This window comes from Secundilactobacillus angelensis (genome assembly GCF_012641075.1).
GTDB classification, from domain to species: Bacteria; Bacillota; Bacilli; order Lactobacillales; family Lactobacillaceae; genus Secundilactobacillus; species Secundilactobacillus angelensis.
In genome coordinates, this window is the sequence record NZ_JAAXLJ010000002.1 from 187,478 (window position 1) to 211,974 (window position 24,497).

At 42.7% G+C, this 24,497-nt stretch carries 23 protein-coding genes and 1 pseudogene; 4 read left to right on the forward strand and 20 right to left on the reverse strand.

Annotated elements, in window-relative coordinates; translation table 11 throughout:
- Positions 1 to 41: 41 nt before the first annotated feature.
- Together HC026_RS01775 and rpsO are read right to left on the reverse strand one after the other, a co-directional pair.
- Positions 42 to 1,781: a ribonuclease J gene (locus HC026_RS01775; protein ID WP_168924264.1), complete on the reverse strand. Its 1,740-nt coding sequence runs from the start codon at positions 1,779 to 1,781 to the stop codon at positions 42 to 44.
- Between the two features lie 218 nt (positions 1,782 to 1,999).
- Entirely contained in the window at positions 2,000 to 2,269 is a 270-nt protein-coding gene (rpsO, locus tag HC026_RS01780; RefSeq protein ID WP_168924265.1) for a 30S ribosomal protein S15, read from the reverse strand.
- Between the two features lie 269 nt (positions 2,270 to 2,538).
- Here rpsO and rpsT point away from each other — a divergent pair, with 269 nt between their 5' ends.
- A complete protein-coding gene (gene rpsT / locus HC026_RS01785; protein WP_168924266.1) occupies positions 2,539 to 2,802 on the forward strand; it encodes a 30S ribosomal protein S20 in 264 nt (87 codons plus the stop codon).
- Between the two features lie 55 nt (positions 2,803 to 2,857).
- On the opposite strand, the gene holA is transcribed toward rpsT, so the two are convergent.
- The 16 genes from holA to pdhA all read right to left on the reverse strand — a co-directional run bounded on the left by holA (position 2,858) and on the right by pdhA (position 19,238).
- Positions 2,858 to 3,886: a DNA polymerase III subunit delta gene (gene holA / locus HC026_RS01790; protein WP_408640963.1), complete on the reverse strand. Its 1,029-nt coding sequence runs from the start codon at positions 3,884 to 3,886 to the stop codon at positions 2,858 to 2,860.
- Positions 3,883 to 6,147, reverse strand: coding sequence for a DNA internalization-related competence protein ComEC/Rec2 (locus HC026_RS01795; RefSeq protein WP_232843563.1), 2,265 nt, complete (start codon positions 6,145 to 6,147; stop codon positions 3,883 to 3,885). The genes holA and HC026_RS01795 overlap by 4 nt, the downstream gene beginning before the upstream one ends.
- Entirely contained in the window at positions 6,119 to 6,607 is a 489-nt protein-coding gene (locus HC026_RS01800; RefSeq protein WP_168924268.1) for a ComE operon protein 2, read from the reverse strand. Before HC026_RS01800 ends, HC026_RS01795 begins: the two co-directional genes overlap by 29 nt.
- Before the next feature lie 67 nt (positions 6,608 to 6,674).
- Positions 6,675 to 7,340, reverse strand: a complete 666-nt coding sequence (locus HC026_RS12790; protein WP_168924269.1) for a helix-hairpin-helix domain-containing protein — start codon at positions 7,338 to 7,340, stop codon at positions 6,675 to 6,677.
- An 87-nt stretch (positions 7,341 to 7,427) separates the two neighbouring features.
- Positions 7,428 to 8,477 (reverse strand): SepM family pheromone-processing serine protease, encoded by a 1,050-nt coding sequence (locus HC026_RS01810; RefSeq protein ID WP_168924270.1) that lies wholly within the window; start codon positions 8,475 to 8,477, stop codon positions 7,428 to 7,430.
- A gap of 1 nt (position 8,478) precedes the next feature.
- The gene (gene coaD / locus HC026_RS01815) at positions 8,479 to 8,961 is read right to left on the reverse strand and encodes a pantetheine-phosphate adenylyltransferase (RefSeq protein WP_168924271.1); all 483 of its coding nucleotides are present in this window, start codon (positions 8,959 to 8,961) and stop codon (positions 8,479 to 8,481) included.
- Positions 8,961 to 9,524 (reverse strand): 16S rRNA (guanine(966)-N(2))-methyltransferase RsmD, encoded by a 564-nt coding sequence (gene rsmD, locus HC026_RS01820; protein ID WP_168924272.1) that lies wholly within the window; start codon positions 9,522 to 9,524, stop codon positions 8,961 to 8,963. The genes coaD and rsmD overlap by 1 nt, the downstream gene beginning before the upstream one ends.
- Entirely contained in the window at positions 9,524 to 9,811 is a 288-nt protein-coding gene (locus tag HC026_RS01825) for a YlbG family protein (protein ID WP_168924273.1), read from the reverse strand. Before HC026_RS01825 ends, rsmD begins: the two co-directional genes overlap by 1 nt.
- Positions 9,812 to 9,815: 4 nt before the next feature.
- The gene (locus HC026_RS01830) at positions 9,816 to 11,018 is read right to left on the reverse strand and encodes an FtsW/RodA/SpoVE family cell cycle protein (RefSeq protein WP_232843558.1); all 1,203 of its coding nucleotides are present in this window, start codon (positions 11,016 to 11,018) and stop codon (positions 9,816 to 9,818) included.
- 217 nt (positions 11,019 to 11,235) lie between these two features.
- On the reverse strand, positions 11,236 to 13,071 hold the full coding sequence (gene typA / locus HC026_RS01835; protein WP_168924274.1) for a translational GTPase TypA: 1,836 nt from the start codon (positions 13,069 to 13,071) through the stop codon (positions 11,236 to 11,238).
- A gap of 121 nt (positions 13,072 to 13,192) precedes the next feature.
- Complete coding sequence (locus HC026_RS01840; RefSeq protein ID WP_168924275.1) at positions 13,193 to 13,978, reverse strand: inositol monophosphatase family protein; 786 nt, start codon at positions 13,976 to 13,978, stop codon at positions 13,193 to 13,195.
- Between the two features lie 4 nt (positions 13,979 to 13,982).
- Positions 13,983 to 14,270: a UPF0223 family protein gene (locus HC026_RS01845; RefSeq protein ID WP_232843559.1), complete on the reverse strand. Its 288-nt coding sequence runs from the start codon at positions 14,268 to 14,270 to the stop codon at positions 13,983 to 13,985.
- A 95-nt stretch (positions 14,271 to 14,365) separates the two neighbouring features.
- Positions 14,366 to 15,790 carry a dihydrolipoyl dehydrogenase gene (gene lpdA / locus HC026_RS01850; protein ID WP_168924276.1) on the reverse strand — a complete coding sequence of 475 codons (1,425 nt, stop codon included), beginning with the start codon at positions 15,788 to 15,790 and terminating at the stop codon, positions 14,366 to 14,368.
- A 7-nt stretch (positions 15,791 to 15,797) separates the two neighbouring features.
- The gene (locus tag HC026_RS01855; protein ID WP_168924277.1) at positions 15,798 to 17,105 is read right to left on the reverse strand and encodes a 2-oxo acid dehydrogenase subunit E2; all 1,308 of its coding nucleotides are present in this window, start codon (positions 17,103 to 17,105) and stop codon (positions 15,798 to 15,800) included.
- Between the two features lie 37 nt (positions 17,106 to 17,142).
- Positions 17,143 to 18,120, reverse strand: a complete 978-nt coding sequence (locus HC026_RS01860) for an alpha-ketoacid dehydrogenase subunit beta (protein WP_168924278.1) — start codon at positions 18,118 to 18,120, stop codon at positions 17,143 to 17,145.
- Between the two features lie 2 nt (positions 18,121 to 18,122).
- Positions 18,123 to 19,238, reverse strand: coding sequence for a pyruvate dehydrogenase (acetyl-transferring) E1 component subunit alpha (gene pdhA / locus HC026_RS01865; RefSeq protein WP_168924279.1), 1,116 nt, complete (start codon positions 19,236 to 19,238; stop codon positions 18,123 to 18,125).
- A 295-nt stretch (positions 19,239 to 19,533) separates the two neighbouring features.
- Between pdhA and def the strand changes: the two genes are divergently transcribed.
- Positions 19,534 to 20,091: a peptide deformylase gene (def, locus tag HC026_RS01870; protein WP_168924280.1), complete on the forward strand. Its 558-nt coding sequence runs from the start codon at positions 19,534 to 19,536 to the stop codon at positions 20,089 to 20,091.
- A 76-nt stretch (positions 20,092 to 20,167) separates the two neighbouring features.
- Here the strand turns inward: def and HC026_RS01875 are convergent, their stop codons facing one another.
- Positions 20,168 to 20,674, reverse strand: a complete 507-nt coding sequence (locus HC026_RS01875) for a hypothetical protein (protein ID WP_168924281.1) — start codon at positions 20,672 to 20,674, stop codon at positions 20,168 to 20,170.
- Positions 20,675 to 20,826: 152 nt separating this feature from the next.
- Positions 20,827 to 22,011 (reverse strand): annotated as a pseudogene (locus tag HC026_RS12795) (RNA-guided endonuclease InsQ/TnpB family protein).
- A gap of 456 nt (positions 22,012 to 22,467) precedes the next feature.
- On the opposite strand from HC026_RS12795, the gene HC026_RS01885 reads away from it, so the two are divergent.
- Positions 22,468 to 22,686, forward strand: coding sequence for a DNA-directed RNA polymerase subunit epsilon (locus tag HC026_RS01885; RefSeq protein WP_168924282.1), 219 nt, complete (start codon positions 22,468 to 22,470; stop codon positions 22,684 to 22,686).
- The gene (gene rnjA, locus HC026_RS01890) at positions 22,683 to 24,359 is read left to right on the forward strand and encodes a ribonuclease J1 (protein ID WP_168924283.1); all 1,677 of its coding nucleotides are present in this window, start codon (positions 22,683 to 22,685) and stop codon (positions 24,357 to 24,359) included. Before HC026_RS01885 ends, rnjA begins: the two co-directional genes overlap by 4 nt.
- The last annotated feature ends 138 nt before the right edge of the window (positions 24,360 to 24,497 follow it).

Genomic DNA, 24,497 nt, shown 5'->3' on the forward strand with positions numbered 1-24,497 from the left:
AAAATCCCGTACGTTTTGATTCAAACATACGAGATTTGAAATTATTCTTGTTCAGCTTGATGATTCTTCTGGGCCGCTTGTTTTTTGTGCTTGCTCTTTGGCTTGTGACGACGTGGATCGACTTCCATGATGACAGGTAAAATCACTGGATGACGCCGAGTCTGGTCAAACAAGTAGTGGTTAAGTTTCTCACGCACATCTTGCTTCAAATGAGTCCAGTCAAACTCCTTATTATCCAAGTTGGTCTGAACCGCCTTCTTAATAAGCTCTGCACTTTCATGCATAAGATCCTTATTTGCTTTGACGTAAACAAAGCCGCGAGAGGTGATTTTAGGTTCGCCAATAATCTGTTTCTTCTTGTGGTCGATCGTGATGACCGCAACAAAGATACCATCTTCAGATAGTACCTTCCGATCACGGAGAACAATATTGCCAATATCTCCAACACCAATACCATCGATCATCGTATTACCCACTTCGACGCTACCACTGAGTACCATATTTTTGCCATCGTACACCAGCTGGTCGCCTTTAGCAGTCATGAAAATCTGGTCAGTAGTCATGCCAACTTCTTCAGCGGCCCGTTGGTGCGCAGACATGAGGCGATATTCACCTTGAATAGGGATTAAGTACTGAGGATGAAGAATATTGATCAACAATTGCAGATCATGCTTGCTAGCGTGTCCAGACGAGTTTAAATCATCAGAAATCGACTTAACCTCACCTCCAGCACGATAAATCATATCCCGGGTTTTAGCGACATTAGTTTCCATGGCATGAGAAGGCGTCGTTGTAATAAAGACTAAATCGCCTTCCTCAATGTTAAGGCCCTTCTCCTGCTTATTAGCCATGCGTTGAAGCGCTTTGATTGGCTCGCCCATTTTACCGGTCTGAATAATGACTACTTGGTCCCCAGACAACTTTTCAAGTTGATCTTCTGAAATCAGTAAATCATCTTGAGGCAAAACAAGTTTGTTCAGCCGCATAGCTGTATCAACAATCTTTTCGATGTCCCTGCCCGTTAAATAAACTTTACGACCCGTTTTAGCAGCCGCATCAAAGACTTGTTGTAAACGTAAAATATTTGAACCAACACTCGCCACCACGATGCGACTCTTAGCGTAATTGAATGTCTCTTCAACATTCTCTGCGATGTCACGTTCGCTGGCAGTTTCGCTCGGATTCTCAGCGTTTGCCGAATCACTTAATAAAGCTAGCACACCGTTCGTTCCGATCTGTGCCAATCGTGCATAGTCGGTTTGATAACCTGGTTTTGCGGTCTGATCAAACTTGAAATCGCCAGTATAAACAACACTCCCTGAACTGGTATTAAGTACAATACCCATGGATTCAGGAATCGAATGGGTGGTTTTAAAGAACGAAACAGTCACGTCACCAAAATCAATTTCGGTCTGAGCATCCACCACGTGAAAGTCATCAAAGTCCTTCACATTTGGATCTGACTGACAATTCAGTTTTGCGAGTTCAACCGTCATCTCGGAACCAAAGACGGGCACTTTAAATTCATTTAGAAAATATGGCAGTGCACCAATTGCATCTGCGTGACCATGGGTTAAAAACACCCCAACGATCCGGTCCTTATTCTCACGCAAATAACCGAAGTCGGGAATGACAATATCAATCCCTAATAATTCGTTCTCCGGATACTTTAACCCGCAGTCTAAAACGTAGATACTGTCATTAACGTCAACAATATACATGTTTTTGCCATTTTCGCGAACGCCGCCCAGTGGCATAATCTTTACATTTGCTTTATCCATAATTCACCTCAAAATAAGTTGTTCTGGTTCACTGGTTCACCAGCGAAATTACCTCACACTGATAACCATGAATCGTTACTTTTTTCCTAAATTCTAAAAATTTAGGCACGACTACAAACTGTTTACAGTTTATCACACTTGATTCAACTATGTAACATCCCAAGCTATCTGAGGCAAATAAAAAGCCCTCCCAAAAGGAGAGCTCCAAGTAATCGATATTAACGACGTAGACCTAATGAATTAATCAAATCACGGTAACGTTGGATGTCAGTCTTACGTAAGTAAGCCAACAAGTTACGACGATGACCAATCTTCTTCATCAAACCACGTTGTGAATGGAAGTCCTTCTTGTGAACTTTCATATGGTTGTTCAATTCGTTGATGTCTGCTGTTAATACAGCGATTTGAACTTCTGCTGAACCAGTGTCGCCATCATGACGAGCGTATTGCTTCATAATCTCGGTTTTCTTTTCTTGTGTAATAGCCATGAAAAAATTCCCACCTTTAATATTATTTGTCCACCCGTTACTGAGTTGTCGTGAGTGAGATCGCAGTCAACTAAGTAAGGGCAATTTAAGAACCTTTGTTATTATATCCGTTATCACACCGAATAACAAGTCTTTGAGTAAAACAGCTTATCAAGTATTTTTACTTTACAATTAATGGAGAACTGTTGCAATCGGTTATTTTATTCTGTATAATGACATTCGTTGAATATTACAGGGCCATCTGGCTTATGAGTGTGGAGGTGAATTCATTGCCAATTATCAAATCTGCGATTGAACGTGCAAAAACGAACGTTAAAGCTAACGAACGTAATTCTGCACAGCTTAGCAGTATGCGAACAGCCGTTAAGAAGTTTGAAAAAGCTGTTACGAATCACGACGATAACGCAGCTGACTTATACAAAGCTGCATCTAGCGCCGTTGACCGTGCTGCTTCAAAGGGTTTAATCAAAACTAACAAAGCTTCCCGCGACAAGTCACGTATGGCTGCTCGTTTAGCTAAAGCAAACGCCTAAATTAAACCAAATATTAAAGGACCGATTCGATTATGAATCGGTCCTTTTTTGGGCTTTACGCAACTTCATCCAAATATTTAAGCATGAAAAGTTCAAAGAGCATCATCGGTTCTTGGCTAGTAGACTTTAATGACCGTTCGATTTGGATTAAGCCGAGATAAGCTCGCCGTAAATGGTTCAATTCTAACTGGCGCACGCTCTGCATCGCTAGTTTAACCCGGTAAGGATGAACCTTGAGTGCCGACGCAATGCTCCCCTGACTATAGCCATTACGCGTTAGAATCTTGGTTTGAATCAACAGTCTAAATTGGCTGACCAACACCGCATTGATGCGAAGTGGTTCTTCTTTGGTTAGAATCAATTGGCGATACAAATTTAAGGCAGCTTCAATTCGTTTTCCCATGACGTCGTTGACCAGATCAAAAACGTTTTGATCTAGAGACTTCGAAACTAATTCTGCAACCACCGGTGCTTCAATTTGCTTCGATTCGGCAGAAGCTAACTTTAACTTGGGTAATTCGTTCATGATTAGCGACAAGTCAGTTCCTGTACGTTGGAGTAACAGGTTCAATGCTTCTGATTGAATTGTAAAATGATCTTGCTGAAGATTCCGTTCAACCAATGAACGAATTTGCCTCTCACCTACCGCTTCCAAACTAATCACTTCAGCACTTTTTTTAATCGTCTTGACGACTTTCTTGCGGCTATCCAGTTTACCACTAGTCGCAAAGAACACGACAATGGAGGTTGGTTCTGGATGAGCTAAATAACTTAACAACCCATCAATATCGTGATCAATTTTATTGCCCCGATGAGTCTCAGTAGTCAAAAAATAGGCACGATCAATAAAAACCAATCGCTTCTCACCGAAAAACGGAGCTGACATGGCATCATTCAAAGCTTGTGCAAGCGGTGTTGATTCCATATCATAACTCGCATAATTCATCGTTCGCTCTGAATCTGGAATGAGATTCATGAAGGCCTGTTTTAGCCGCTGCGTTAGGTAAGGCTGATCACCAGTAATCAAATAAACTGGCTTGGTAGTCCCCTTTGCTAATTGTGCCATTGTCGTTTCGTAAGTCAAAATGAATTCTCCTTTAAAAAAGTCTCCCAACGGCCGATACTGCTGCTGATGTAACGATAGCGAATCATTCCGTTAACTTGAGTGTTAAAAACAGGAATATGATTGTTTGCTAAAGTCACCAATGTTTCTTGATTGGGATGTCCATACCGGTTATTGCGGCCAGCTGAGATAATCCCGATTTTCGGTTGCAGTTGTCGAACTACCTCCGGATCAGTCGATGTCTTACTGCCATGATGTCCTAATTTTAACACGTCCGTGCGCAATTCAGGATAGCGGGATAAAATATCCCGCTCACCCGCTCTATCCAGATCGCCGGTAAACAGCCAGCTTAAGCCACCCATTTGACCAGCTAGGACCATTGAATCTTCATTAGTTCCCAATCCGGGTTTGAAAGGGTGAACAACTTTTAGTGACGAGTCAGCAATCTGTTGCCCGGCTTGCACGGGAATAACTTGGGTGCCCTGAATGTAAGGTCGGATTCGTTTCATAAATTGGGGATTTTCAGTCATCCCCAACGGAACGTATAACCGTTTTACCCTGACACCTTGTAATACATCACCAACATCCCCAACGTGATCCGCATCTTGATGGGACAAGCACAGATTATCAAGGTGGGAAAGTCCCTGACTTTTTAGATAGTTAAGACTAATTCGTTGCGCACGACTACGCCCGCTTAATTTTTTACCGCCAAAATTCACCCGTCCACCGGTGTCGATCATAGTCACCTGTCGATTGTATGGTGTTCTCACCAAAAAACTATCACCTTGACCGATATCAAAGAAAGTGACCTCACCCGATGTGGGAAAATGAATCATCAAGAAGCTTGCCAGATACAACGTTCCTAGAATAATCACAATTCCATGCTTAAACCGCTGTGACATCAGTAGCAATGTCAAAATCGTCAACAAGCCTATTACCCATGCGTTGGGCTTACCAAATACAACCATGCCAGGTAAGGAGTCAATCATGTTCAACCCGCTGGTAAAGAGCCCTAACAGCCTCTCAGTGAAGTCTGCTAGCCATGGCATCAGTTGCCCGCCGCACCCTGCAACTAACACTAACGGAAAAATGCAGATGCTAAATATCGGTAATATGAGTAAATTAACAAACATAGTCAAAACGTGCCACTGGTAAATATGATACAAAATGAGCGGTAAACTGAGCAAGTTCAGCATCAAAGTGGTTTTGAACACCCCAAATTGCTTGGTAAACAAAAGCCCGAAAGCCAAAAGGTAACTTAGCTGTCCACCTAAATGCATTAGCATTGCTGGTTGAACCAATAATCCTAATAACAGGCTAATCCCCCAAGCAGTCAGTCCTGCTAACCGGAAACCAAACAACTGCGCTAATAGCCCTAAAATCACCACAACAACAGCACGTAAAAGACCAACTTGGGAACCGGCAAGAATATAATATGTCGGTAACAGTAACAATAAAATCACTGCAATTGGTGTCTCAGTGAAACCAATCCGACGAAGAAGCCAGCTTACCAAGACGACGATCCAGACGATATGAAAGCCTGAAATACTGAATAAATGAATCAAGCCTAAATCAGTAACCGCACTTAACGACTCGTAAAAATCGGTGGCACGCCAGCCTAAAAACAGTCCTTGAACATATAATTGAAGCGTCTTAGGCAGCGCTTGCGTACGTTGTATCAGACGCGCCCGCAGTGCATGACAAGTATCAATCCACCAGACTAGCGGATTATTGGTCCGAACGACTGCTACGAGTGTTAACCGATCAATCTTAATGGTATTAAAAATGCCTTGATCGGCTTGATACTGACGAAAATCAAACTCGTTAGCATTCGTAGCTGGTTGAGGTCTTAAAAGATCGCCATGAACCAGTATGCGAGTTTTCTTTTTAAGGTGGAAAGTTTGAAGCAGTTCCTGATCATCCGAAAAGTATTGACCCTGAATCGTACGGCCATCGTTAGTCCGACCACTAAGTTGAATTCGACCATCCTCAACCCGTAGATCATCGGGTTGTACCGTTAATTGGAGCGATGCGCCCGTTTGATCAGGCATCTTTTTTTCTGTCACCTGTCGTTCAGCTTGCCAAAACAAGCCACCAAAAAAGAGGAGTACCATCGCTGTCCAAATGATCAGTATTCGGTCACGTAGGCAGATGATTCTAATCAGCCAAAAAAAGGTCAAAGTCACCGATAGCCAGGTCAAGCCAAAGTAACAGCCACTTAAACATCCTGCTAAAATGGCTAACCAAATTATATTATGATTGATGATCCTGCAGATAAGCATCAACCGAAGCACGTTGAATGGCTTCTGAGTCAAGAATTACCTGATTAAGTTCAACATTTTTCATTTTAATTAAGGACATGGCATAAGGATCATTATGATAGTTGTGAAGATATGAAATCTTCTTGATACCAGCCTGTAAAAGCATCTTGGTACACTGTAAGCATGGAAAATCAGTCACGTAAATCTCGGCACCATCAGTTGCTTCGCCAAACTTAGCACACTGTAAAATAGCATTCATTTCAGCGTGAATCGTTCGCAAGCAATGACCGTCCACAAGATAGCAACCTTCATCAATACAGTGAACGTCTCCGGAAACTGAGCCGTTATAGCCCCCTGCAATAATCCGTCGATCACGGACAATCGTTGCCCCGACCGAAAGCCGGTTACAAGTGCTACGACTTGCCAATAAAACAGACTGCATCATAAAATATTGATCCCAAGGAATTCTTTTATTAGCCATAAACAGCGCTCCTTTATCATCTAATTGTCTGGTTAAGTATACCAAATTTAATTGAATCTTGATAATGTTAGATGATGATTTGCGGCTTTAGTCGTTCGAGAGTTTTATCACCAAACCCATTGACGTTTTTGAGATCATCAACCGATTTAAACCCACCATGTTCTTGTCGATATGCCAAAATCTTTTCAGCCTTTTTCTCACCCACGCCATCTAATTGCTGCAGAGCCGTTGCATCCGCGGTATTAATATTCACCTGGGGTGCTGCACTTTCAGAACTAGCAGCTCCACCAGTCGTGGCCGTTCCTGCTGAAGAAGCTGGTATCTCTTCACCATGTTTTGGGATGTACACAACCTGCGAATCAGTTAATTTTTGTGCCAAATTCACTTGTTTCTGATCAGCTCTACTGGTGAATCCCCCTGCCAATTGAACGGCATCGATCACTCGCATTGTCGACTCAACTTTCTTCATGCCAGGCTGTTTAACTTCACCTTTGACGTCCACATACATCGTCGTACTGACACTCGTTTGACTAGTCGTGGCAGCAGAACTTGCTGTTGTGGTTCCTTCAGCGCTAGACATAATTGATTCTGATGCAAACGCAGGTTGTGAGTCAGCCACTGGTTGCTGACCAAAAAATAAAAAGCCCACTGTAATCAAGGTGGTAAGACCCAACCCGATGATGATCCATGTTTGGCGAGTACTGTTTTCTAGCAATTCCTTTAACCTATCCACTTTTTTCACTCCCTTCTATACTAAAACTAACTACGAAAGGCCAGACAAAAACGTTCCAAGAAGATCAATTTCTTCTTGGAACGTTTTTTAACGATGCGTATTCAAATAGTGAACAGCTTGATTGAAGGTTGAAACGGGAACAACCTTCATGTGTGGTGCGACTTTTTTAGCCGTCTTTTTGGCTAACTGGTAATTTGTGACATGACCAGGTTCAAGTTGCAAAACCGCTTTAGTTGGCTTCAAATACGGGGCGAAAAAGATTGTTGCGCCAGCTTTTTTAGCCGCGACAACTTTTTTATCGATACCGCCAATTTCACCCACAGTACCATCAGGATTAATCGTTCCAGTTCCAGCAATGTTTTGCCCATGACGAATATTTTGCTTGGTCAACTGACCATAGATTTGCAAGCTAAACATTAACCCCCCTGATGGGCCGCCAATTTGACCTGGATCGACTTTCACATCAGGATTGGTTTTGATCTTCACATTATCCGTCAGAATAATGCCAATGCCAGTCTTGCCACTTGATAGTTTAATCAACGGTGCGGTGGCAGTCCTTAGCTTGCCATCATGTTGATACTGAACCCGCAAGCGATCTCCAACCGCTTTTTTGGCAATATACTTTTGAAAACCGAATGCACTTTGGAAGTGGTGCCCATCAACTTTAGTAATGGTGTCTCCCACCTTCAGCTGATGCTTAAACTGTGAATTTTTCTGCACTTCCATGACATAAATACCTAAATAGTCTTTAGTCACCTTTTTATGGGCAGCTTTGACTGCCACCGCTTTTGCTTCATTAATTGCACTCTGCATGTAAAAATCCTGCATTTTGACATATGTATCGTTACTTTGTCCACCAGTAACGCTTTGTTCACTTTCAACAGAAGCATACGGTGAAATTTTTGCCATTAGATAGGTCACAGGATGTGCTTGAGCCAATTTAACCGAGGTGATCATAAACTTACCTGGATGCTTATCAGGATAATTCTTAATCTTAACAAATGATTTTAAATTATCCGCTGAGCCAGGTGATTCAATGTATGATGGCATCGGCCAAAAGAAGGCAGCCAGAATCAAAATGGCTAAAACGATGCCAATCCCATTTCGAAGAAATCTTTTTCGCGTTTGTTTATTCATATTATTCTGACCTTTGTCTTTGATTTAAAGCTTCGGCGACCGCTGGCGGCACCAGCTTAGAAATATCACCGTGAAAATGAAGGACTTCTTTCAGTAAAGAAGATGAAATAAAGGCAAACTTCGGATCGGTTACCAAAAAAACGGATTCAATAGAATCGTCCAGGTAGTGGTTCATGTTAGCAATCCCCGACTCGTACGATAGATCCTTTGAGTCCCGGAGGCCACGCACAATAACGCTAGCACCAACCTTTTTAACGAATTGAACGGTCAGACCAGATTCTGTTTGAACGGTAACGTTAGGTAAATGAGCAACACTTTTTTTAATCAAAGCAACCCGTTCTTCTGGCGCAAACAACATGTTTTTGCTGATGTTGATCCCCACTGTAACGATTACCTGATCAAAAAGTTTGCTTGCCCGTTCAATAATATTTAAGTGTCCTAGCGTCAATGGGTCAAAACTACCAGGATAAACTGCAATTGTCATTACTGGACACCCCCTTGATAACGGTAAACCGTAATTTTGGTAATCCCATAAGACTTCTCAACTATGCGGGTGCAATCGCCAATTTCTGCTGGTAAATCAGCTTCTTGATTGGTTTCACACATGATTCGACAATCTGGGTTGAGTAGTTGACTACTAATCAATTCCAAGATTTCTTTGACAATTTTTTGTTCACGGTAAGGCGGATCAAAATAGATTAAATCGAAGGATTCATGCTGCGCTTGAAGCTGTTTCAAAGCGATCTCTGCATCTCGTTTGATCACCGTAAACTTATCGGGCTCTTTGGTCACTTCAATATTCTGGTCAATTGTTTTGATTGCGGCAGCTTGCCGGTCAATTAACACGGCATGGTCAATACCACGAGACACGCCTTCAATGCTAAGCCCGCCAGAGCCTGCAAAAAGATCCAAACTTCTACCGCCATCAAAATAAGGACCAAGAATATTGAACATGGCCTCTTTAACCTTGTCCGTCGTGGGCCGAGTTTTCATTCCGGGAACCGCTTTTAGACGGCGACCCCCATACTCTCCTGCAACAACCCGCATTACTCTTCATCCTCCTCAAAATTAATTTGATCTTCCTGTACTTTTTGCTCACCGGATAGCCCCAGCAGCGCCATTAATTCATTTCGAGGTGATTCAATGATTCGCTTCACAAAACGAAGCTGTTTCAACCGGCCAATGGTCTCTTTTGCCTCATCTTCGTTCACATAAATAACGGCATACCGCATCCGTTTTGAAACGTACTCAAGATGACCATATCGTTTGAGTTGCCGAACTTGCCGCAAACTTGAAACGTACACGACCAAGCTCGTTCGTGCTTGCACATCCATATTTTTAACCCCGCTTTCGACGTTCTTGTGCACTTATATTTAAAATAATTCCTAATGAAAGTGTCAGTGAAAACATACTGGATCCACCATAACTGATAAACGGAAATGTAACACCAGTGATGGGTAGCCAACCGACGACCCCGCCGACATTAATGAATGCTTGAACAGCGAAGTAGGTTGCCACACCATAGCAAACTAGTGTATTGAACGAATCAGTTGATTGAATTCCAATCCGAATAATTTGCCAAATGATGATCCCTAATAAAATCATTATGGTCACGACCCCAATCAATCCGAGTTCTTCACTGGTGATTGCCATGATAAAATCGGTATTGGGTTCGGGCAAGTACCCACGTTTCTGAATTGAATTACCAAGTCCGACGCCGAAGAGTCCACCATTGCTCAGGGCATAATAGGAATTGACCAGTTGTTGACCAGAACCATTAGCATGCCCAAATGGATCAACAAAGGCCACTAATCGAGCCAGCTTATACGACTTAATCGTACCTGACTCAGAAAGCTTCAACGCAATCGGAAAAATAACCACAGCGATGACTGCTGCAACCCCGGCTAATATTCCATAACTCTTGATGAATGAATACCCGCTGCTTAAACAGACAATGAACACAATGGCGGAAATAATGACAGCACTTCCCATATCCGGCTGAATAAAGACTAAACCAATCAAAATAGCACTCATGAGTACGGGAAACCACATGCTGCGCCACCAATGACCATCGACAATGTCATCAGGCGTATCGGACATCGTGAGCGTCCTGGCCATGAAAAGAATCAGCACAACTTTAACCAATTCAGCTGGCTGAACGCTGAACGGTCCGAGTCGAAACCACCCAGCAGCCCCATTAATGGTTTTACCAACGATCAGTAACCCAAACAGGGCAAATACTAAAACCAGATATAATGCACCCATTACCTTGCCACTTTTGATAAAGTGCGGTGGCAACATAAACATGAATAACACGATAACAAACCCGATCAGAACAAAAAGGAGTTGCTTAAATAGATAACTGATTGGTGTTGACCCCATCTGAACCGCAACGTTTGAACTGGATGAGTAAACCATGACCACACCAATACCGCATAAAATTAAATAGGGTATCAGTAACCAGTAATCCAAATCTTTTAACTTTCTCACGCTGAATGCGTCTCGTATTTCCATTAACCTCGTAGCTAACCAATTTTGCATCTAAAAAATCCCCAAACTACTCCACTAAATTTTCTGAATAAACTCACTTGATTATAGCATATTGGCAGGTTTTGAGGTAAATCCATATAAAAGCTTTAAAATTTCACTAACGAAAACTAGAATTAATACGCAAAAAAATCCCATTGTAGTAGCAAAATGATTAATTCACTTTGCAACTACAATGAGATTACATTATTTATTAACTTAAGTCGAAGATCTAGTTGTGACGAGCCCGCTTAGCAGCCTTTTCACGTTCGTTAGTATTCAGAATTTGCTTCCGAAGACGAACATGATTAGGGGTAACTTCACAATATTCGTCAGTGTTCAAGAATTCAAGTGATTCTTCAAGTGACAAATGAGTAGGTGTCTTGATACGAGCCATGTCGTCAGAACCAGCAGCACGGACGTTGGTCAAGTTCTTACCCTTAGTGATGTTAACGGTAATATCGTTTTCACGGCTATTTTCACCAACGATCATACCTTCGTACACATCAGTACCTGGATCAATCAGCAACGTACCACGAGATTCAATACCCATCATGGCATAAGTGGTTGCCTTACCAGAATTCATTGAAACTAGAGTACCCTTCTTACGACCAGGGTTCCAGTTCTTAATTACTGGCGCATACTTTTCGAAAGTATGGTTCATGATTCCATATCCACGAGTCATTGACATGAATTCAGTTGAATACCCGATCAAGCCACGTGAAGGTGCTAAGAAGGTCAAACGAGTTTGACCATTATCAGTACTCTCCATATTTTGCATCTCACCCTTACGTTGTGAAAGGGAATCGATAACGCTACCGGTGTATTCGTCAGGAGTATCGATTTGAACTTCTTCAAATGGTTCTGACTTAACGCCTTCAACATCACGATAGATAACTTCTGGACGTGATACTTGAAGTTCAAAGCCTTCACGACGGAGGGTTTCAATCAAGATTGATAAATGCAATTCACCACGGCCAGAAACAACCCATGCACCTGGTTCATCAGTATCATCAACACGGAGCGAAACATCAGTTTCAAGCTCAGTCTTCAAACGTTGTTCCAATTGACGACTGGTCACAAACTTACCGTCTTGACCAGCAAATGGTGAGTTGTTAGTCCGGAATGTCATCTGCAAAGTTGGTTCGTCAATCCGTAAAATTGGCAATGCTTCTTGAGTATCAGAAGCGGTCACCGTTTCACCAACGTTGATATCTTCCATCCCAGATACGGCAATCAAGTCACCGGCTTTAGCTTCGTTGATTTCAAGACGCTTCAAGCCAAAGTAACCAAACAACTTAGTTACACGGAAGTTCTTAGTGCTACCGTCTAACTTCATAACTGTAACGTTATCACCAACCTTGATGCTGCCACGGAAAATCCGGCCAATACCAACACGACCAACGAAATCGTTGTAGTCTAGTAAGGCAACTTGGAATTGAAGTGGTTCGTCTGAGTTGTCAATTGGTGAAGGAATCCGGTCAATGATGGTATCAAAGACTGGCTTCATGGTGTGTTCTTGAGTTGCAATATCAGGATCGTAACTGGATGTCCCGTTCATAGCCGAGGCATAAACCACTGGGAAATCAAGTTGATCTTCGTCGGCACCTAATTCAATGAATAGGTCCAACACTTCATCAACAACTTCTGAAGGACGAGCGCCTGGGCGGTCAACCTTGTTGATTACAACAATTGGTGTTAAATGTTGATCTAATGCTTTTTTCAAAACAAAACGAGTTTGCGGCATTGTGCCTTCAAAGGCATCAACAACAAGCAAAACGCCATCAACCATTCGCATGATCCGTTCAACTTCACCACCGAAGTCAGCATGTCCTGGGGTATCCAAGATGTTGATCTGCTTATCCCCATAACGGACTGCGGTGTTCTTTGAAAGGATCGTAATCCCACGTTCCTTTTCGATATCGTTAGAGTCCAACGCACGGTCTGCAATCTCCGTGTGTTCATCTAAAGTATCTGATTGTTTCATTAATTCATTAACCAAGGTAGTCTTACCGTGGTCAACGTGGGCAATAATTGCGATGTTACGAATGTCATCTCTGGTTTTCAAAATCTTGTTCTTCCTTTCATAAACGCGTGAATCTTCATTATTTAACGGTCAAACTGTAGCGCAGTCTCCACACTCTACACCTTGACTTAACGCCATAAAAAAACTGTGACCAGCGTCACAGTCAGACGTTTGAACCGATGATTGGCAGAATGTCTTGTTGTGCTTGTACCGTTGCTACCATTACGAAGTCTGATGATAGCATATCTAGAGGCTTCCCGTCAACTGTTGTCACCGCAAGTCCAAGACTTTCTGCAAGAATCTTGCCGGCACCAAAATCCCACGGTTTCAGGTAAGAAACGTATGCAACCGTTTCACCCTTTAATACATGAATCATTTCAATTCCAGCTGAACCGTAAATTCTTAAACCCGAACTCGTCTCCACGACGGTCTGAAAATTATGATAATTGTGCATCACCATTGGGCCACTGACACAAATCAACCCATCCCGCAAACTCACATTGGCAGGTGCTGCTAAAACCTCATCGTTGTTGAACACCCCTAAATCAGGACCACCCGAGAGAAGTTGATCCCCAATCACATCATAAATATACCCTAAAACACCTTGTCCATCGATATAAAGGGCGATCATGATGGCAAAATGATCCCGCTGTTTAACAAAGTTCATTGTCCCATCAATAGGGTCAACAACCCAAACCCAGCCTTTAGTCTGACGAATTTGATCACCAAAACCCTCTTCACCTAAAATTTGGCTATCCGGCGCAAACGTTCGAATTTTACTGATAAGGAATTTTTCGTTTTCCTTATCAACATTTGTAACAAGGTCTTTACGACCCGTTTTTTCTGAGACGTTCAGGCTTTCTTCCATCTTCTTGAGAATAAACTCTCGTGATGTATGCAGCCAACGTTTAACGGAGCGATCAATCCGATGAAGTTCTGACTCATTCATTGCTTCAACCCCCTATCGTCATTTTAACCGACTTTTTACTAGTCTCACGCGCCGTTTTGAGCGTCTGATACCAACTATACCCAGTTAGCCGTTCAAACTGCTTACCCAGCCGTTTTTCTTGTGATTTCGATGGCACAATCTGTTTAAATGCCGAATACGCTGATAACAAGGCATCTACCGTCACTCCCTGTGAGAGTTCATACGCATCTTCAATTTGCCGATAAAAAGTCGTCACGGTAACAATTTCATCCGTCGACCAATCTTGCTCCAAGGGATAACTAAAATTTTTCAAAATGGCACCCCATCTATTCTTTATTATTTCTTCCAGATTATTATACAGCAAAAAAGGACCAGGCACATAGCCTGATCCTTCCGTTAATGTCAAGTTTAGATGTGGGTTGGGAAACCAATCGCAACATCTGCAGCTTCTTGAATTGGTTCACTCAACGTTGGATGTGGGTGAATGGTTAAAGCAATGTCTTCAGCGTTCATACCGCTGTTAACTGCTAAACTCAATTCAGCAATCAAATCTGATGCACCTGGTCCAACGACCTGCGCACCAAGAAGGTTATGATCGTCATCCTTAGTGGTTACCAAACGAACGAAGCCATCTGGCTGATCCAATGAAACGGCACGTGCATTACCTGCAAATGGGAACTTAGCGGTGCTAACCTCAATGCCCTTATCCTTGGCTTCACTTTGTGTCAAGCCAACAGTAGCAAGTTCAGGGTCAGCAAAGCAAACGGCTGGCACACCAACCCAATCATTGGCGGTCTTGTTACCAGCAATTGCGCCGGCAGCGGTCTTAGCTTCAAAGAAGGCTTTGTGAGCCAAGGCTGGGCCTGCAACAATATCACCAATAGCAAAGATGTTTGGAACTGAAGTACGACCTTGTTGATCGACTTCAATCAAACCATGGTCACCCACTTTAACATCGGTCATTTCAAGACCAAGGTCATCGGTGTTAGCTTTACGACCAACAGTTACCATGCAGTAATCAGCTTTGATCGTTGCTTCTTTGCCATCTACAGCGTAAGTAACAGTAACAGATTTGTCATCTTGTTCTGCTTTCTTAGCCATAGCACCAGTGATGACGTCGATGCCCTTCTTCTTCATTTGACTAAGAACAACTTTGACCATGTCCTTATCGAAGTTAGGCAAGATTGAATCCGTACCTTCGACGATTGTAACGTGTGAACCTAAGTTAGCGTATGCACCAGCTAATTCAGTTCCAACGTAACCTCCGCCAATAACAACGAATTCTTTAGGAATTTCTGGTAAGTTCAAGCCGCCAGTCGAATCAATGACTCGACCTTCAAACTTGAAGCCAGGAATTTCTACTGGACGACTACCAGTTGCAATGATTAAGTTCTTGAACTCAATGGTCAAGCCATCGTCAGCACTCATAAATTGCTTTGGACCGGTGGACACAACGCGTAACTTGGTGTTTGAATCAAGTACAGCTTCGCCTTCAACGACCTCCACTTTGTGCTTCTTCAACAACATTTTGACACCGCTGGTCATACGGTCAACAACCTTTTTTTGTTTCCAATCTTGCGTCTTACTAAAATCAATTGAAGGCGCCTGAGTTGTAATACCAAAGGTTGAGGCATCTTGAGCTTCCTTAAAGCGGTGGCCTGCATTGATCAATGCCTTCGAAGGCACACAACCAACGTTTAAACAAACACCACCAACATTGCCTTTTTCAATTACCGTCACGGTTTGGCCAAGTTCTGCGGCCCGAATAGCAGCTACATAGCCGCCAGGACCGGCACCAATAATGACAGTATCACGTTTTTCAGCATCTGACATATAAGGGTCATCCTTCCATTAATAACAATTCTGGTTCATGAAGTAAATCATTTAACATGTTCAAAGCACGTTGTGCTAAAGCACCATCAATCAGACGGTGATCATAACTCAACGATAACTTCAACATATTGCCAACTGCGATTTCGCCATCTTCGTTGACATATGGTTCTTTAGCAATCTTACCAACACCTAAGATTGCAACTTCTGGTTGATTAATAACTGGAGTGAAGAAGCCACCACCAATCGAACCAACGTTACTAATGGTGATTGAACCGCCAGACATTTGAGCAGCACTCAATTTGTTATCTTTAGCAGCTTGGGTGTTGTCAGAAATTTCCTTAGCAATTTCGAACAAACCTTTTGAATCTGCGTTCTTAATATTTGGAACATACAGACCATGATCAGTATCAGTTGCAATTCCAATGTTGTAGTAATGCTTGTAAACAATTTCTTCTGAAGCACTGTCAATTGAAGCATCGAATTCTGGGAATTCTTTCAAAACAGCAACCAGTGCTTTGACAATGTATGGCAAGAAGGTCAAATGAATTTCCTTATCGGCAGCCATTGCCTTGTACTTCTTCCGGTTAGCCATCAAAGCAGAAACTTCAACGTCTTGGAACGAAGTAACATGAGGTGAGATATCCTTTGAAGTCCGCATAGCCTTAGCAATAACTTTACGAACCATTGACATTGGCTCACGAGTTTCAAGATCAGGTTGTGCTTCCTTGTAAGGCTTGATTGGTGCGGCTGCTGGTGCAGCGGCTGCAGCAGGTGCGGCTGCTGCGGCAGGAGCTGCAGCGCCATTAAAGTTATCAATATCAGCTTTCACAATCTGACCGTGTTTACCGGTTGGCGTAACTGCTGTAATATCTACGCCCTTGTCACGTGCATATTGACGTACAGAAGGCATTGCTAAGACCAACTTGTTTGGATCAGATTGTGCAGGAACACCAGTTGGTGCTGCTGGAGCAGCGGCTGCAGCTGGAGCGGCTGCTGGTTCTGGTGCTGGGGCAGCTTCTTCTTTAGGTGCTTCGGCAGATGAACTATCCGCTGAGTCATCCTCAGGTGTATCAGGTGAACCATCATCAATGACAACTAAAGTATCGCCAATTTCAGCGGTTTCACCCTCCTGCTTAACAATTTTCTTAATCGTACCGTCGACAGGTGATGGCAGTTCAGAAACGGATTTATCGTTTTGGATTTCAACTAAAACGTCGTCTTCCTTAACAGTGTCCCCTTCTTTAACATCCCATGATGCAACTTCACCTTCGGCCATACCTTCACCAAGCTCTGGGAGTTTGAATGCATAAGCCATGGAAAAACTTCCTTTCTTTTACAAAATAGTCGTTAGATTAATAGTTCAATATTTCGCGTGCTTTTTCTTCGATATCGTCTGCGTTTGGCAGCCAGTCGTTTTCGACCTGTGCCCATGGGTAAACGCTATCTGGAGCAGCTACACGGCCAATTGGTGCATCCAAGTTCATGATAGCGTTTTCAGCAATCTCAGCAGTAACCTGAGCACCAACACCAGCCATCTTTTGAGCTTCTTGGACGACAACTACTTTGTGAGTTTTTTCAACTGACTTGAAGATCGTATCAGTATCGATTGGTGACAGTGAACGAAGGTCAATCACTTCAGCAGAGATGTTGTCCTTTGCCAATGCGTCAGCAGCTTTTAATGATTCGTTAACTTCAGCACTGTAAGCCACAAGTGTAATATCAGTACCTTCACGCACAACCTTGGCTGTGTCTAGCGGTACAGTATACTTACCTTCTGGAATTTCATCCTTCATTGAACGATAAAGCTTCAGGTTTTCCATGAAGAGAACGGGGTCGTTATTTTCAACGGCTGAAATGATCATGCCTTTAGCATCATATGGGTTAGCAGGTGTAACCACCCGTAAACCTGGTGTGCCAACGAAGTAGTTTTCAAGGTTATCAGCATGCATTTCAGCGGTATGAGTCCCACCACCAAATGGTGTCCGCACGGTGATTGGCATCGCACGTTTGCCACTGAACCGGAACCGGTTACGTGACATTTGACCACCTAATGAATCAACGGCTTCAAATGTAAAGCCCATAAATTGAATTTCAGGAATTGGCCGCCAGCCAGTTGCAGCTAACCCAATGGATAACCCTAAAATTCCTGATTCAGCTAATGGTGTATCGAAGACACGATCTTCGCCATACTTGTCTTGCAGACCTTCAGTAGTCCGGAAAACACCACCGTTTTTACCAACATCTTCACCGAAGATCAAAGTCTTTGGATCTTCGCCTAAGACAACGTCTAAACCATCTGTAATTGCTTTAATATAAGTTAATTTAGCCATGGTTACTTCGACTCCTTTGCTTCGAATCTTGCAATGTCAGCTTTGATTTGTGGAGTTGGTTCTTCGAACGTGGTCTTCAACATATCAACAACTGATTGCGTAGGTGTATTTTCAGCTTCTTTCATTGATGCTTTAAAGCTGTCCTTGTATTCCTCAACAAGTTTGTCTTCTTCATCTTGTGACCATAATCCCTTGTCGCCTAAAATCTTACGCATCCGAATCAAAGGATCGGCATCGAACCAAGGCTTTTCTTCTTCCTTAGTCCGGTAACGGCTAGGATCATCACCAGCACTTGAGTGAGCACCATAACGATAGGTCAAGGTTTCAACTAATACAGGACCGTTACCGGCAGCAGCAAATTCACGTGCTTCTTGAGTTGCAATGTAAACTGCCAATACATCCATCCCATCTACTTGAATAGAAGGAACACCAGATGCAACGGCTTTTTGAGCTAAGGTTTCAGCAGCGGTTTGCTTGTAACGTGGAACTGAAATTGCCCAGCCATTATTTTGAACCATGAATACAGCAGGAGCTTGGAATGAAGATGCAAAGTTAACACCTTCGTAGAAGTCCCCTTGCGAAGTACCACCATCACCGGTATAAACGAATGATACGGCATCTTTTTCGCCGTTCTTCTTAATACCCAATGCGGCGCCGGCAGCTTCAACGTATTGCGCACCAATGATAATTTGTGGGAACCAATTACGTTGTTCACCATAATCATCACCAACTGCGTTACCTTTCGACCATAAGAAGCCTTGGGTAACTGAAGCACCATGTTGAATTAATTGTGGCAAGTCACGGTAGGCAGGGAACAGGAAATCTTGGTCTTTAAATGCTGAAACGGACCCCATTTCACTTGCTTCCTCACCAAAAGTCGGTGCGTAGAATCCTAACCGGCCTTGACGAGAGAAGTTCATTGTTTGTTCGTGCAATGTACGCTCCCAAACCATCTTTTTCATAAAATCAACTAACTGATCATCTGAAAAAGTATCGAAAAGTTCTTGATTCACGATCTTCGCATCTTTGTCCACAATTTGGAACGTTTTCTTATACGGATCGCTCATCGTGGCTTTAATTGATGCAAAATCAATTACTTGCCCAGTTTTCTTCGCCATAACTAACACTTTCCTTTCCGTTTGTATGCAATCAGTTTCAAAACCACTTTCATAGTTTTGAAACCGTTTGCTTTTCTCAACTACACTCTTAAATTACCACGCTTTCACAATTCGTGCAAGCCCTTACATTACTTTTAAAACGCAAAAGTTATTCAGTTGCCCATGGGAACTGGAATCTATTTTTCTGAAAAAATGTTTGTATTTTCTTTCACATTTTTTTGATTTCATTTTTACCCGTCAATATGCTAAAATTAATCGTTAAAGCATTCGTTTATTGATCTTGGAGGTAATTTTCGTGATTTTAATGAAAGACATCACCAGAGATGGCAATCCCGTTCTTAGACAAGAGGCTGCCAAAGTCGAATTTCCGTTGTCAAAAGAGGATCAAAAGCTCGCTTCTGATATGATGGAATACTTAAAGGTTAGTCAAGACCCAGAGTTATGTAAAAAGTACGGTTTACGTGCAGGTGTTGGTTTAGCAGCACCTCAAGTAGGTGTATCTAAAATGATGGCAGCTGTGCTGGTTCCTGCCGAAGATGGCGAAAAGTCACCCTTTACCGACGTGATTATCAATCCAGTGATTATTAGCCATTCAGTGCAAAACGGTGCATTAACCGAGGGTGAAGGTTGCCTATCGGTTGATGAAGAAGTGCCCGGATTTGTGCCACGACATGACCGGATTACCTTACGTTATCAAGATACTAAGGGTGAAACACACAAGGTCCGGCTTAAGAATTATCCTGCCATTGTGTGCCAACACGAAATCGATCATCTGCACGGAATTTTATTTTATGATCATATCAACAAGGAAAACCCATATGAAGTAGATGATAATACCGTCATGTTTGAGTAGTTTAACACTCAGCTAAAAAACGTCCTGAACAGTCAATGCCGACTGTACAGGACGTTTTCTTGTTGTTTAAGTTTGTTCATTCAACTGGCTTAGTCTTTGGATTCAGCCGGTGTAAATCTTGAATGTATTCAATAGTTGCTTCATTAACTAGATAAGCTACCCCAAGATGAATCCGCTTAGTATGTCGCCAGGCATCCGTCACCAAGAAGGCTGATTCGCCAGGCTGAACCGCTGATGGTATTTTGTGATCCTGACAAAACTCGGCTAAAATATGGTTTAGACGCTGCCTTAAAATCGGCAACTGGTCGGCTGTGACTTCATCAATGAGTAACAGGTACTCAAACGCCATCACGCCCCTACCCCACCCATCTGGGATGATATTAGCATCAAGCACCGTTGCAGGACTTGAAATAAAGTGTTCATCAGCCAACCGTTGAAGGGCTGCCTTCACAGCGACATTAGTCTGCTCAAGCGCTGCACTTTGAGCTTTCTTGGTGTTTCGCTGTACAATTGCATGGTGAATAATCAAGTACAGTCCAACGGCTATCACGACTGCAATTAAAATCGTTATCGTTCGATCCATGGCTTACCCTGCTACTGATAACTTACAAAAAGTTATAGATTATTCTTGCTTCTCCCTATCCTGCCTCGCATCAAACTCGCTAATACAGTTGATATGATAGTCCACAAGCGTTAATTCCCGGCTAGCCACCGGTACATGCTTTGAAGCCTGTGTTAGTAGGCTAGTTCAAAGTTTTCAGTATCCCTAATATTCAGGGCCGCATTAATATCACGATCTGCGGTATAACTACATTTAGGACATTGATAGGTTCGCTCACTTAGTTTTAAATCAACTTTTTTATAGCCACACCGATGGCATAACTTAGAAGTTGGTTCAAACCGGCCAGTTAAGTGCACCGGAATGCCTAACTGCTGGCATTTAGCAATCAGTTTAAGCCGAAAGTTATAGAAGCCTTGGTAACTGATTGCTTTGGCTAAATGCCGATTTTTCATCATACCTTTAACATTCAAGTCTTCTAAGGCTACCCACCGCGGTTTGGCTCTCACCGCAGTGGCAATAATCTTATTTTGATAGTCTGATTGAATGTTGGTTAATCGTTGATACAAGCGTTGTACTTTCCGCTGAGTTTTGGCTAGATTTAAATCAGTAGCAGATCTCCCTTCTTTCTGTTTTCAAGCTTTCAGCGTGCGATGCTGACGGGACAACTTTCTTTGCAGCCGGCGCAGGCGTTTTCTGATGCGCCTTACCCGGCTACTTTTATTCTGATTATGATACAAAGTACCATCATTCAGAATGGCAAATTCTTTTAGGCCAAGGTCAATTCCAACAGGCTCACCCGTTAATTCTGACTTTGGCAATTCAACCTGTTCCACTAAACAAGTCAAATAATACCGACCAGCCTTAAATTTGATTCGGCCTTGTTTGATAACGAAGTGTTCTGAGTCTGTAGGAATATAACCAAACTCTTTCAAACGTACCCAGCCAAGTTTTGGTAGTTTGATTCGGTGACGCTGACAAAGAATGATTTGCGTTTTGCTGTTTTTAACAAAGTAGTAACTGCCCTGACCGCGCCTAAACGAACGCCAATGCGGGAAACCGCTCAGTTTCTTAAAGAACCGTTTCATGGCTGCGTCAGCATCAATAAAGGCCTGCTTAACCGATTTGGCATATAAATCTTTGATCCATATGTCATCAGGATTAGCTTCAAAGTACTCATGGTTAAACCACTTACTGAACTCATAAGCGCCCATATAGTGATAACCGCACTCATAACGCTGCCGGTTGATATCCAAAAACAGGTTATAGGCCCAACGACTGCCGCCAATATGACAGTCAATCAGCCAGGCCTGTTTTTCTGTCGGCTTAATTTCGATCTTTCGGCTTAATTTCGACCTTATAGGTGAGTAACATCAGTTCTTCCGCCTTATGGAATTTAATCACCAAGGTGAGGTGTCTTTCAAGTATACGGGATGGATTTATCCCCAAAGGCCTTTTAATGAAATTCATATAAATCACTACTTATAAGCTATCAACTAAGACGGAATAGGATAGAAACACCACTTTACAAATATTTATATGCTTTTACAGCCAAACAGTTATCGTTCATTCCTCCCTTTTCAATTTATATTACCACATTTCATCTGTCGGCCCGTAAACCATGTGAAAAAGCTTGTCAAAACAGAAACATAAGGAATCCATAGAACATTGCAAAACTATACAATTTTATTCATATATGATAATATGTTAGCAACTGTTGTTCATTAACAACGAGACGTTCGGTACAAATAAAAGATCGGTTATCGATCAATACAGTTATTTGCTGTATCTATAGAAAGGAAGTAGACAATTTCACTATGATTTTTAAAGTTTACTATCAGGAAGATCAGATTCGTAACCCCAAACGTGAGGATACGAAATCACTTTATATCGATGCTGCCACTGAAGTCGAAGCACGTGCTTTAGTTGCCGAGAACACTGACCACAACATCGAATTCATCGAACCACTTGAGGGCAAGTTCCTTGAATATGAGCAGGAAAACCCGGACTATAAGTTGACGGAGTTTAATAAATGAAAAAACTAAACGTCAAAAACAACGAAACAGCAATTTTTGGCGTTGGTGGTTTAGGCGAAATCGGGAAGAATACATATGGTATTCAATTCCAGGATGAAATCATTTTGATTGATGCCGGAATCAAATTCCCAGAAGATGAGTTGCTCGGAATTGATTACGTCATCCCTGACTATCATTATCTAATCGCTAATCAGCAAAAGATCAAAGCACTAGTCATTACCCATGGTCACGAAGATCATATCGGTGGTGTTCCTTACCTATTAAAGGACTTAAACGTGCCCGTCTATGCTGGACCACTAGCGCTCGCGCTAATCAAAAATAAGTTGGATGAACACGGTTTACTCCGTTCAGCCGAACTTCACGAAATCAGCGATGATACCGTGTTAAAGTTTCGAAAAACAAGTGTGGAATTTTTCCGAACGACCCACTCGATTCCGGATACTTTGGGTGTCGCCGTGCATACACCATCTGGCGTGATTGTCCAGACTGGGGATTATAAGTTCGATCTGACTCCAGTCACTAATCAGCCGCCTGATTTACAAAAGATGGCGCGTCTTGGTGCAGAGGGCGTTCTTTGTCTAATGTCAGATTCCACCAACGCTGAACGGCCAATTTGGACGAAGTCTGAAAAATGGGTCGGCAAATCTATTCGCCGCATCTTCGACGAAGTCGATGGTCGGATTATATTTGCGACCTTCGCCTCAAATATTTCCCGGATGGAAACCGCCTGTGAAACAGCACTTGCCCACGGCCGTAAAATTGCGGTCTTTGGTCGTAGCATGGAAGCTGCCATCGTCAACGGTCGCGAACTGGGATATCTAAATATTCCGGACGATGCCTTGATCGATGCAAACGAATTACGGTCCACCCCAGCCAACAAAGTCATGATTCTTTGTACCGGCTCTCAAGGTGAACCAATGGCAGCCCTTTCACGGATTGCCAACGGTACCCACCGCCAAATTTCCATTCAGCCTGGTGACACCGTGGTCTTCTCAAGTAACCCAATTCCTGGTAACACTGTGAGTGTGAACCACGTGATCAACGAGCTTGAAGAAGCTGGTGCCAATGTTATCCATGGTAAGGTTAACAACATCCATACTTCCGGTCATGGTGGCCAAGAAGAACAGAAGTTAATGCTGCGTTTGATGAAGCCGAAGTACTTCATGCCAATTCATGGTGAATACCGAATGCTCAAGATTCACACAGAATTAGCCGAACAATGCGGCGTACCGCTTGATCACAGCTACATCATGGAAAATGGTGATGTTCTTGCCCTCACCAAAGATTCAGCAAGAATTGCCGGGCACTTTACTGCTGGTGATGTTTACATTGACGGTAGTGGCATCGGTGATATCGGTAACGTTGTGTTACGTGATCGTCAGCTACTCTCTGAAGAGGGCCTGGTTGTCGTCGTTGCAACGATCAACTTGAATGACAAGATCATTCAAGCCGGTCCAGATCTCCTTTCACGTGGTTTTGTCTACATGCGTGAATCCGGTGAGCTGCTAAACGAAGGTCGCCGCTTGGTATTTTCGACTATCCGACGGGCAATGCGTTCTAAGAAGGCTAACGAAGCTTCAATTCGCAACGCAATTATTGACGATCTACAGAATTTTCTTTATGAAAAGACTGAACGTCACCCCATGATTTTACCAATGTTAATTATGGATTAATAACTATCAAAGGTCATCTGCTTTTGCAGATGACCTTTTTCGGCTCTTTGGCAACTGTTGTTGGTAAATTTATAAATTAGTTCTAATCACTACTTTGTGATTAGGACTTTTTTAGTTTTAATATGCAAAGTATAAAGT